The organism is Paenibacillus sp. Dod16 (assembly GCF_049893405.1).
GTDB lineage: Bacteria > Bacillota > Bacilli > Paenibacillales > Paenibacillaceae > Paenibacillus_AQ.
Genome location: NZ_JBNDYG010000079.1, coordinates 1 through 11,528 on the forward strand (window position 1 = coordinate 1; position 11,528 = coordinate 11,528).

At 49.9% G+C, this 11,528-nt stretch carries 10 protein-coding genes; 2 read left to right on the forward strand and 8 right to left on the reverse strand.

All coding sequences use genetic code 11. The features are described from left to right. Positions 1–190: 190 nt before the first annotated feature. The 8 genes from ACPV3A_RS35890 to ACPV3A_RS35925 all read right to left on the reverse strand — a co-directional run bounded on the left by ACPV3A_RS35890 (position 191) and on the right by ACPV3A_RS35925 (position 9,600). Positions 191–1,255 (reverse strand): bifunctional transcriptional activator/DNA repair enzyme AdaA, encoded by a 1,065-nt coding sequence (locus ACPV3A_RS35890; RefSeq protein WP_426204623.1) that lies wholly within the window; start codon positions 1,253–1,255, stop codon positions 191–193. Between the two features lie 261 nt (positions 1,256–1,516). Further along, positions 1,517–2,386 (reverse strand): carbohydrate ABC transporter permease, encoded by an 870-nt coding sequence (locus tag ACPV3A_RS35895; RefSeq protein ID WP_071219105.1) that lies wholly within the window; start codon positions 2,384–2,386, stop codon positions 1,517–1,519. 18 nt (positions 2,387–2,404) lie between these two features. After that, entirely contained in the window at positions 2,405–3,280 is an 876-nt protein-coding gene (locus ACPV3A_RS35900; protein ID WP_194540618.1) for a carbohydrate ABC transporter permease, read from the reverse strand. 45 nt (positions 3,281–3,325) lie between these two features. Next, positions 3,326–4,651: an extracellular solute-binding protein gene (locus tag ACPV3A_RS35905; protein WP_194540617.1), complete on the reverse strand. Its 1,326-nt coding sequence runs from the start codon at positions 4,649–4,651 to the stop codon at positions 3,326–3,328. A 97-nt stretch (positions 4,652–4,748) separates the two neighbouring features. Then, complete coding sequence (locus ACPV3A_RS35910; protein WP_220686778.1) at positions 4,749–6,320, reverse strand: response regulator transcription factor; 1,572 nt, start codon at positions 6,318–6,320, stop codon at positions 4,749–4,751. Then, entirely contained in the window at positions 6,301–8,121 is a 1,821-nt protein-coding gene (locus tag ACPV3A_RS35915) for a sensor histidine kinase (protein ID WP_220686779.1), read from the reverse strand. Before ACPV3A_RS35915 ends, ACPV3A_RS35910 begins: the two co-directional genes overlap by 20 nt. 418 nt (positions 8,122–8,539) lie before the next feature. Next, positions 8,540–8,914, reverse strand: a complete 375-nt coding sequence (locus tag ACPV3A_RS35920) for a hypothetical protein (protein ID WP_426204626.1) — start codon at positions 8,912–8,914, stop codon at positions 8,540–8,542. Next, a complete protein-coding gene (locus tag ACPV3A_RS35925) occupies positions 8,878–9,600 on the reverse strand; it encodes a copper amine oxidase N-terminal domain-containing protein (protein ID WP_426204628.1) in 723 nt (240 codons plus the stop codon). The genes ACPV3A_RS35920 and ACPV3A_RS35925 overlap by 37 nt, the downstream gene beginning before the upstream one ends. A gap of 287 nt (positions 9,601–9,887) precedes the next feature. Here ACPV3A_RS35925 and ACPV3A_RS35930 point away from each other — a divergent pair, with 287 nt between their 5' ends. Next, positions 9,888–10,064 carry a hypothetical protein gene (locus ACPV3A_RS35930; protein ID WP_339221258.1) on the forward strand — a complete coding sequence of 59 codons (177 nt, stop codon included), beginning with the start codon at positions 9,888–9,890 and terminating at the stop codon, positions 10,062–10,064. A gap of 464 nt (positions 10,065–10,528) precedes the next feature. Beyond that, the gene (gene vgb(C), locus ACPV3A_RS35935; protein ID WP_426204630.1) at positions 10,529–11,419 is read left to right on the forward strand and encodes a streptogramin B lyase Vgb(C); all 891 of its coding nucleotides are present in this window, start codon (positions 10,529–10,531) and stop codon (positions 11,417–11,419) included. Positions 11,420–11,528 lie beyond the last annotated feature (109 nt).

Consider the following 11,528-nt stretch of genomic DNA (forward strand, 5'->3'; position numbering starts at 1 on the left):
ACCGTGCAGAATATGAAGAAGATGGCGATCCACTTGGATCGCCTGGAAAACAGGGGGTAATCCCCCCATTTCCCCTCTTGAGGTGACCACTTAAAAAGGGAGAAACCCTGTACTTTGAAAAAAGTGCAGGGTTTCTCGACAATCTGAAGGTCTTACCTATAGGTAAGACCTTTTCTACGACCAAAGTCTACTATTCATGTATGGTTGCATTGCTCATCGATTTCTCATGATGGAGCAGCCACTGCTTGCGAGACAATCCTCCGCCGTATCCGCCCAATTCGCCGCTCGTATTGATCACTCGGTGGCATGGAATGACAATCGCGAGCTGGATGGCGCCATTCGCTTGGGCAACGGCACGATAAGCGGTGGGCCTTCCCATGGTTGCTGCGATCTCGCCATACGAAGACGTTTGTCCGGGTGGAATCTGCAGTAACTGGTCCCATACTTCTTTTTGAAATGGCGATCCTAACAGGAACAAGGGCGTCTTGAATTCCGATAATTTCCCGTCAAAATACGTGCCGAGCTCAAGCTCGATCGAACGAATCGGTGCTGTGTAACCTGGAACGATTGCCGACTTGGTTCTCTGCCGAAGACGTTCAACCTCACGCTCCAAGCCCCGGCGGTCTACAAATTCGAGCAGATACAACGCCTCCTCATCTGCGATGGCCATCATCGGTCCGAGACGCGTGTCGATCCATGAAGCTTTTAAGATGTTATGGTGCCCCGATCGGCTAGGCGCCGCGCCCATGATGCGGGAAAATGCATCCCTAAAGCCGCTGCTGGACTCGTAGCCGGTTGATAGCTGCGCATCGATGACGGCGTGCCCCTCCCGGATTTGCTTCAGGGCAAGTCCCATCCGCCGGGCCCGTGCATATTCAACGAAGGTCATTCCGAACCGCTTTTTGAATTGGCGCCTTGCGGTCGAAGCATCCACGGACATCTTCTGAAAGTCCTGGTTGGTCCATCTTTTCTCCGGGTTTTCTTCCACCGCCTCGACGAGCAGCCGCACCAGGTCGGACACCTGATTGGGGTGTGATAGAGGACGGCATCGTTTACAGGGTCTGAAGGAAGCAAGCAGCGCTTCTTGAGCCGTCTCGTAAAATTCGCAATTTTCCATCTTCGGTTTCCGGGCTGGGCATGTCGGGCGGCAGAATACCCCCGTTGTTTTCACGCCAACATAAAAAACGCCCTCGTACTCCGATTTCTTTTCCAGCAATGCCTGGTAATACTCCTGTCGATTCGCAGCCGATATCACTTGGGGTTCCTCCTCGATCTCATGTACTTACTCTTTGCTATCGCTTGCAAGCTATCCTATCATGCTCTCATTGTCCTGGTGTTCCTATTATATTGGATATGCCGGCATGGCGTAGCCGAAAATCGTGCATGAATATTTTCGAGGGAGAAGCGAAATGGAATTAGGTCAACCATCCTGGTTGACCTAATAATAAGCAAAGCCCCTTCCGTTGTCCGGAAGGGGCTTTGCCTTGCGATAATGGATTTCCTTGAAGCTAAAGATTCAACCTTTGATGGATCCTGCCACCATACCCTTCATAATCTGCTCCTGCAAGATCAGGTAAGCCACAATTGTTGGAATGACTGCGATCGCCATCGCTCCCATCGTCAAGCTATAATCCGTACCGAAGCCGTCCGAGAACAGGGACAGACTGAGCGGAAGCGTCTTTAGCGCTTGCGTATTAATAAATACGAGTGCGAAGGAGAAGTCATTCCAGAATCGGAGGAATGCCAGAATCGATATCGTTGCCACGATGGGCGTACAGAGCGGAAGAATCATTCTGCCGAAGATTCCCCACCAGCCGCTGCCATCAATCATGGCCGCTTCTTCAATCTCTCTAGGAATGGATGACATGTAGGCCATCGCCAAGAAGATTGCGATCGGCAGCTCAAATGCCGTATACGGCAGAATGAGCGCACCGTACGTGTCGAGTAATCCGATATTTTTCATCATAATAAACAAGGGCACCAGCGTACTGTGAATCGGAATCAGCAGCCCGGTCGTAAACAACACGACCACCAGCTTTTTGAACCGAAACTCGAATCTGGACAGTACATACGCCGCAAGTACACTGAGCAGGATGGTCAGAACGACGGCTGTAATCGTCACAACCGTTGAATTCAGCATCGCTCTGCCCATATTTCCAAGCTCCCATGCCCGGAATAAATTCTCGGTCATCCACTCCTTCGGCAAGCCGTAAGGGTTGGTGAAGAAATCCTGATTCGATTTAAACGCGCTCGTAAAAAGCCAGTACAAGGGATAGAGCGTAAGAATCGCATACACAATCAGCAGCAATTTTACGAACCCGGTTAACCCCTTCGTGATGACGCGTTTCCCTGAGGCACTTCCGGTCCCGGTCGTCTGTAAATTCACATCGCTCCCTCCTTCATGTTAACTTGGCTTTCTGCGCGTTGCGAAATAGTTAAGCGCGATAAGAATGGCGCTGACGATCATAATCATCGTGGAAACGGCGGAGCCGTAACCGTAGCGATACACGCTGAACGTGCTGTTGTACATGTAGGTGGCAAGCAGCTCGGTCGATTGCGCCGGTCCGCCGCCCGTCATGACGATAACATGATCAAAAGCCTTCAGGCTTCCCGAGATACAGAGCACAATGGTTACGACAACCGTGCTCCAGATCATCGGCAGCGTGATTTGCATCAGCTTGTTCCAGCCGGTGGACCCATCAATTTTGGCCGCATCATGGATCTCCGGTGAAATATTTTGCAGTGCTGCGATAAAGATGACCAGATAAGGGCCGATGTTCGCCCAGTTAATCGGGATCGATATCGCCAGCATATTGACTTTTGGATCGGACAGCCAGGCACGGGTCCATGACTCCAGACCGAGCATCTCCAGCACATAGTTAGCGATTCCGAACTGAGGATGGTAAATGTAACCCCAGATGAGACCGACAACAACCGTGGAGAGAACCATCGGCATGAATACGGCAGACCGGATGAACCTGGAGAAGAACGAATTCTTGAACAATACAATGGCCAGAATCAACGCGATTGGAACCTGACCAATAATGGATGATACGACCAGAATCAGGTTGTTTCGAAGCGCCCGCCAGAAGATCGGATCCTTGAACATCTCTATATAATTATCAAGGCCGATAAATGTGGCGTCTCCGAACCCTTTCCAACTGAAAAATCCGTAGTAAGCTGACCAGAAGACCGGAATAATGACAAATATCAGAAACAACAGAAGCGCAGGAAGAAGAGCTATGGCTATAAATCCTTTGCTTCTCATCGCTGTAGGCATGGCAGCCTCCTCCCTCCTAATCCTTATGCAGTGGTGAATGGTTTCTTATGGAGTAGCGGATCTGGCTTGCGCGTCCTGCAGCTTCTGGGCCACACCTTCGACGGGACCGCCCATCATAATTTCCTGCAGACCGTTGTTGATGACTTCAGCCGCCTCTGCAGACAGATAAGCATCGTACACCGGCGTAATGCCTGTGGATTTCACCAGGTTAAAGGCTTTGTAGTACAAGGAAGTAACTTTCGACTCATCGATTTCGGTATCGTACATGACCATGGAGTTGCTCTCGGCAATCGCTTTTTGCGCTTCCGGTCCGCTGACCGCATAAATCAGCTCCAGCGCCAATTCTTTCGCTTTCCCTTCCGTTCTGCTGCTAAGAGCCAGACCGCCGCCAGCTCCGCCGGAGATGGTGTTAGCTTCGCCTTTGCCTCCAGGGATTGCAGGCAGAGTCGTCACTTCAATATCCTTCATCTGCTCTTCCGAGGAAGAAGCCGCCAAGTTGGTGAGCGTCCACGCGCCGCTGATCATCATCGCTGCATTGCCTTGGATGAAATACTGCTCGGCTTGCGTGTTGTCGATGCTGTTGGCACCTTCTTGGAATGCTTTGTTGTCGACGAGCTCTTTGAAATATCCAAGCGCTTCGATAAACTCAGGATCGGTAAATTTCGCGCCATCCTGTGCTGCCGCTTTCTTAAACCATTCGGTGCCTGTCACACGGTCGGCAATCGATCCGATAATGGTGGATTGCGCAACCCATGGCGCTTTGTTTCCGAGCGCGATCGGCGTAATGCCGTTATCGTTGAACGTTTTAACCGCTGCCATCATTTCTTCCCAAGTCGTTGGAACTTTTACGTTATGTTTGTCAAACAATGCTTTGTTGTAATAGAGAATCGAAGTTGCCGACATGCCTAGTGGAGCGGAGTAGATCTGGCCGTCCTCGAACTCGTACGGATCAAACGCTCCCGGCAGGAATTTATCCTTCCAATCCGAATGCGCATCGAGCACCTCTGTAATCGGCTGAAGCAGCTTCGCCTGATGAAGCTCGGCTGACTGACTTCCTGCATATACGAAGAATACATCCGGCATTTCATTCGCAGCCGCAACCGTACTCAGACGTTGACGGTAGCCGTCCGGCGGAATCGCTTGTGCATCGAGCGTCACTTCAGGATGGTCCTGAGCAAACTGATCGATAAAACTTCGGACTGATTTTGCGCGCAGGTCGTCACCGGCGAAGTTATGCCAGATGGTCAGCTTGACCTTCTCTTGATTGCCTTCATTTCCTCCCGCCTGCTCTTTGCTCTGCCCGCCTCCGCAAGCTGCAAGGACCAGTGACATCATCAGCAGTACAAGACCTATTTTACGTTTTGGTCTCATGGTCAATCCCCCTTTTTAATATACGAAAATGATGAAACGTCTTAGATGATTAGTCCAAGTATATAAAAGGATATAACGCTTACATAGGGGATATAATTCAGTCCATAGAGGGACAAAATTCAGGATTTGCCCGATACTCCGACGGGGTTTGTCCCGTCCATTTCTTGAACAGGCGGTTAAAATACTTAATATCCTCATAGCCGATTTCATTCGCGATTTCACTGATTTTGGCTGGCGTTTCCCTTAGCAGGTGCATCGCTTTTCGCAGTTTCGCCTGGGTCACGAATTCGATATAATTCTGTCCGGTTTCCTTCTTGAACATCTCGCTGAAATAGTTGGGGTTCATATGAACATGCTTCGCCACTTGTTGGAGAGACAAGCTCTGGCCCAGATGCTCATGAATGAAGGAGATCGCTCGCTGGACGGGACTTGTCGTCGACACCATATCACGGTACTCCTTCATGATGAGTCCGAGCGAATCGATCAGTACCTTCTCCGGATTCTTGGTCAACTCGCGGATATCGTACGTCTCTTCCACTTTCACCGGACTGGTATAGCCGATAGACGTCGCAGCCCGTATAAGCCATCGTTGTGCCGAGACGATCAGGGAATGCAGGTAAGCCTGAACCGAGCCGGGCGTTGCCTGGCCCTGACTTTGGATGCGCCGCAGCAAATCCGTCACCCATGCCTGCAAGTCGGCGGATTCTCCCGAACGCAGCAGGGATGACAGTTTGGTTTCTTCCTCCATCGAACAGACCGTGCGGATGCCTGTTCGTCCTTCGATATCTTCATAACGGATATGCCGTTCCGATTGCAGCAGCCACTCGTAGGAGCTGGCCTCTACCGCGGTAGCCAGCGCAATGTGCAGCTCCCTGGCGTTTGCGACCCGTCGGCCGCTGGCAGCCGTGATGCGGCAGGCGTGCGTGGATTCCATCTTCCGCAGAGCGGAATCTACCCGCCCCCAGCCATTATTCGGCTCTGCCCGCACCAACAGAAGCAGGGAGCCGTTCCACTCCAGCCACGCGCATTGCAGCTCTTCGGCCAACTCCGTGCCGATTAATCGATGCAGCTCGCTAACGTTCGATTGTTCCTCTTCTTCTGGATGCAGTGGATATATCGACAGCATCCAGATCTGCAGCACCGAGCCGTTCGATTCCAAACGCAGCTCCGGGTATCGCTCACACAATTCGGCCTCGGCATGCTCGTCCAGCGGAGTGCCGGAAGCAAGCAGCCTTCTCAGGAAACCCCGGCTGACTACCAACTCCTGCGCCCTTCCCTTCGCTTGTGTAAGCCTGCGCTGTAACAAACGCTCTCTTGCTTGGACAGCAGCCTCGATAATTTCCCCGGGCCTGCTCGTCTTCAGCAAATAGTCACTTACGCCTTCCCGCATGGCCTGCTGCGCATATGAGAATTCGTCATATCCCGATATAACAATGATTTCGATCTCGGGATACTGCTGCTTGACTTCATGTGCCATATCCAGTCCGCTTAAGCCTGTCATGCGAATATCGGTAAAAATAATTTCGGGCATTTCAACGGGAATACGCTGAAGGGCTTCCTCCGCTGAAGCCGCGGGCGTCAGCACCGTAAAGCCGTTATCGGCCCAATTGATCACTGTACTCAGACCATTTCGAATGATCACTTCATCATCAACGATCAGTACCTTCATTGTCGCCATCCCCTTTGCTGGATAATTCAGATTGTTGAATTTCAGGTAAATCAGGTATCGTAAACATCACACGCGTTCCGGCTCCTTCCGTACTCTCCACACGCAAGCCCGCATCCTTGCCGTAATGAAGGAGCAGCCGTTTATGGACATTTCGCAGCCCGTAGCTTCCGCGCGGGGTCTGCCCCTTCTCGTACTGCAGCGGATTCTCAACCAGCTGATCCTGAAGCCATTTCAGGCGATCCGTCGTCATTCCGATGCCGTCATCCTCCACCACGAAGTGGATCCCTTCAGGCTCGCGATGCCCGCGAATCGTAATCGTCCCCATCCCGTCACGGCTCAAAATACCATGCAGCATGGAGTTTTCAACCAACGGCTGCAGCAGCAGCTTTAACATGGTGTGCTGATACAGCTCTTCCTCCACATGAACCTCAAACTTGAATTTTTCCGGATAGCGGATGGTTTGGATATTCACGTAATGACGGACATGCATAATTTCCTGCTGAATCGTGCAATATTCCTGCCCGTTATTGAGGCTGAACCTCAGGAAATCACTGAGCGATCCCACCATCTCGGCAATTTTCACATCCTGGTTCATCAGCGCCAGCCAATGGATAGATGACAGCGTATTGTAGAGGAAATGCGGATTGATCTGCACTTGCAGCGCATGCATATCCGCCTCCTTCTTCAGCGACTCGTTCAGCTTCACTTCATCGGTAAGCTTCACAATTCGCGAGCTGAGCCGGTTATAACTGATAATGAGCTGTCCGACCTCATCGACCGTCTTAACCGGGAGCGCAGGCAGCGGCTCCTCCGGGCTTGAGTTCTTGAGAAACTTCGTTAGCACGGACAGCGGATTCGTAATTTTCTGGATCAGGAAAAGTACCAGTATAATGGCGAGCAGGATGGCCACCGTGACCGCAACCGCCGTCAATTTGATGAAGTACTGGTTCTGGGAACGGTATTCCTGTGAAGGAATGATGCCGACCAGTTTCCAGTTCACGCTGGACATTTTCTTATAGAGGATGGTCTTCTTGTTACTCCCTTCGCCATAGTCAATATTGCCGCTGAGCCCCTCAAACTCTCCAATCGCAGGATAATAATCTGCAAGCGTAAGATTGGTCTCCATATCCGGCGGACCGGCGATGATCCGATTATTCTCGTCAAGAAGAAGGACAAACCCGGTCTTCTCTAGAACGGCCTGCCGGAATTGATTGGCAATGACGCCCTGGTCCAGGTTAATCTGCAGGTTCCCGATCGGCTTATATTTATCCGTGCTCCGAATCGGTCTGGCCAACGTAATGACTTTCCTAACGCCTTCGAAGGTCCACTGGCGATGAACAAAGGACCACCATTTGGGATGCTGCTCGTAATAGTCGGGAACCATTTCGGTAATATCCCGGAACTCGGACCGTACCAAGGATTTATGCGAGATTGCATCTTTGCTGCCGAGCGGTTCGACAATGATGTTGGCGATATAATCTTTGGAAAAGGCCAGGTTCGTCAAAAAATTGATAACCGTCGTCTGCTGGACATAGTTGCTCTGCTCGGTCTTCAGATAGGCCTGAACTCCGGTATGCCCGATGAGAAACAACGAGATGTTCTCCACGTCTTTGACCATTGTATCCAGGTAAGCTTCCAGCTGCCGAAGCGTATTCATTCCTGTAATCTTGGCCTTCTCCTCCGTCAGGCTCTTGGCTATGTTAAAAGAGAAAATACCAAGAAACAGCAGCGGCACCAGCGTAGCGACAATAATAAGTAACGACAATTTATGCTTTAGCGATTTCCCAAGCCATTGCTGCATAAAAACACCTCGTTCAAAGTCCCTATGGTATGGGCTTGTTATATTACTTGACATTGAATGCGTTTACTTTGAAATCACTCTCTTTTCCTAGCAAAAATGTGTCAGGTTTATTAACTATCTTAGAGGAATCTTTAGACTCAAGTAAATGGTAATAAAGGCCTATGAAAGGGGATGAAATCTTCTTGCATATGTTCCATATGTGCCACTTCCATTCGTTCTTTTTTGGAGATCGGGGAGGGGATAAATTAGGATGAATTGGATTAAAAACGTAAAAAAAGAGCGCCGCAGCACCCTTTTTATTAGCAAGACCTATCATACTATCAAGATTAGTGGCTTCTCGTTCAAGTTTATCCCCTCTTATTGCATATGCGTTTATATGTAGTTCTAAAGTTATGTGTGCAATAAACGATTACTTCTCCTACTCTTCCAGACTGTATTCGATGCTATCCACCACAAACCGGTTCGACTCTTCTTGAAATCGATACGTTATTTGCAGATTCCCGGCAAAACCGGCCGGACTTATGCTCCCTGCCGCTTCCGTAACAAGCCGGCCTTCCGCTAGTTTGTGCCTGACGATGGCGCCGAAGCCAACCTTATCATATAAGTAGCTTTTATCCTTGGAATCATCCTCGACCCTTTGGACATACTCCTTCCCGTCGATCAAAAGCTTGATAACAAAGTGATCCGCATACTTCTCGATGTTGGATTGCACATGGCTCAATACCGCCTGCTCCAATGATTCGATAGGGATTTCCTTCAGAGTCTCGGCGTCGACAACATGCATCTCTCCCATGTAAAGCCCCGTGCCGGTCCCGTCCACGTAGAACAATCAGGCTTCCCATCGCCTGTCACATCCTGATATTGAATGACGGGTTTACGGGTACCGTCCCCGCCGTTCCAGTCTTCAAAGACCCGCTTCCTTCCCTCAACCTCGACCACCATGCCTTCATATCTGCCGTATTTCGTAACGCTTACCGGATACAGCTTTACATGCCCGTTCTCCTCCGCCGTTGACACGTCGACATCCGGAGTATAGATGTAAATCATTCTCTCCTTCGTATCCCAGCCTACTTCTGCATCGTACAGCTCCGCTATAAATCGAATCGGAACCATAACGTGGCCATCCTTTAACGCTGCGGGAACGGATAGTGAATATGCCTTCCCTTTTCCCTTCGCCTTCATGCTTCCCATCTCTAACGTGACTTGATCGGCACCTGTGTTGACAGTTACCGTCTTGTTTTTGTTGTTCCAGTGAAGCTCCATGGGTTTCAAGTAGTCCTTCATAACGCGCAAGGGAACCAGCGTGGTCTGATTCACGATGACGGGATTAACATCCGTCGTAACAATCCAATGATTGATGTTTAATTCCATTTCCTTCTTGGGTGCAGCTTCAGCCTGAGCCTGTACGAAGGTACTCATCAGCATGGTGGCCGCTATAGCGCCGCTTACTGCTATTCTTGTCCATTTCCGGGTGATCATGTTCTCTAAATCTCCTTGGGTTGTAATATAAGGTTTATATAACTAAAACGCATCGTGACCGGGATTGGTTCGTTCATATCCATAAATGATGTAAATACTTCCTCTGTCGCCCCCTTCCTGCCGGGCATCCAATCATTCACCCCATTCAATGGCAAAAATCATGACCACGCTCCTTCTGTTATGTTAGAATCAGATATGATTGTTATATTATGGAATAAAGAGTTCGAAGTTATCATTCCGGTTCCGGGAGAACCCTGCAAGGAAAATATTGAAGGGAGGCGAGCCATATGAGTATAGGTAGTTCCAGTTCCATGTTTAATTTATGGCCCATGTTGATCTTAATCATAAACGGACTTTTTATGCTGCTTGGTTTGTATGCTTTGTATCTCCTCATTAAATTGATGATCCGGGCCATAACCGCGCTCGAACTCTACATCGATGAGAAAAGAAACCGGCGGTTGTGAAGGTAAACTTCAGTTAATTCAGGGTTGAAACCACTGAATCTCCTGTGGTAAAGTCTAGGCAACCAGAAATGAAAGGGTGAACCAAAAGCCAATGATCTACTAATCCTGTCCCAAGCATTTGGAAAACACTTCGATTTCGATACGAGGTTTTCGGGATAGGATTCGTGCGGCTTTTTTTATATGTGACAGGTGGATGTTTGAGACTTCTACATGAAAGTCCGCATCTTCCTTGTTCATATTAGCCTCCTATTCCGAAATCTCGGAGTGGGAGGCTTTTTCTATTTTAAAAACACCTATTGAGAGAATGGAGATTATCCATGACAGGCACTCATCCAAACATCCAAGACTGAACCTCCCCGATTACGGGCAACCGGAGCGAGAGACATGTTTACGCTCAGACAAATGAAGAATCCGTCTTATAAAGCATTCCTAACAACTACTTTCTAAACAGGAGGCATGTTTGCATGCAGATCGCCGCACAGGAATACAAGACAGCGAATCGGGAATCGGGACCTTATGGTATTACGGCAAGACAAGATGGGACCATATGGTTCACGGAACAAAAAGGAAACCGGATCGGACGGCTCACCAAAGATGGGGATATACGCACGTTCGAAGTGCCGACTCCAGATGCCGGGGTCATGTCCATCCTCTCTGCCCATACCGGTGACCTCTGGTTTACGGAGTACAAAGCAAATAAAATCGGAAGGATGACAATGGAAGGAACATTTGCGGAATTCGAGATGCCTGAAGCCAATTCGTCTCCTTACGGCTTGGCTGAGGGTGCGGATGGAGCCATATGGTTCACCGAGCTAATCGGCAACCGAATCGGAAGTATAACGCCGGCAGGCATTATCACGGAATATGACTTACCATGCGAAGGATCGTACCCTTCCTATATTACAGCCGGTCCGGACGGCGCGTTGTGGTTTACGGAAAACCAGAACAACTGCATCGGCCGAATTACGGTGGACGGGAAGATTACCGAGTACCGGATTCCAACAGAGCAATCCGGACCGGTCGGCATCACGACAGGTGCCGATGGCGCTCTATGGTTTGTTCAAATCAACGGCAATCAAATCGGTCGGATTACAACCGCCGGGGAAATTACGGAATTCAAGCTCCCGTCCGGGAATGCCAGACCCCATGCCATCACGGCGGGTGTTTCCGAGGATCTATGGTTTACCGAATGGGGAGCCAATCAAATCGGACGAATTACCTGTACCGGGGACATTACCGAGTATCCAATCCCTACCCCCTCCGCAGAACCTCATGGCATAACCGTGGATTCCGGCGGCGAGGTCTGGTTCGCCGAGGAATGCGATCAGATCGGCCGGTTTACGATTCAGTATTAGGTTTAGGGAGAACACATATCGCTCCGCCCATAAAAGAAAGCCCGTGCAGCCTGTTGCCGGGCTTTTCCAGCGAGAAGCTGCCCTGGCTTGTTTCTTCATCTATGGGAAT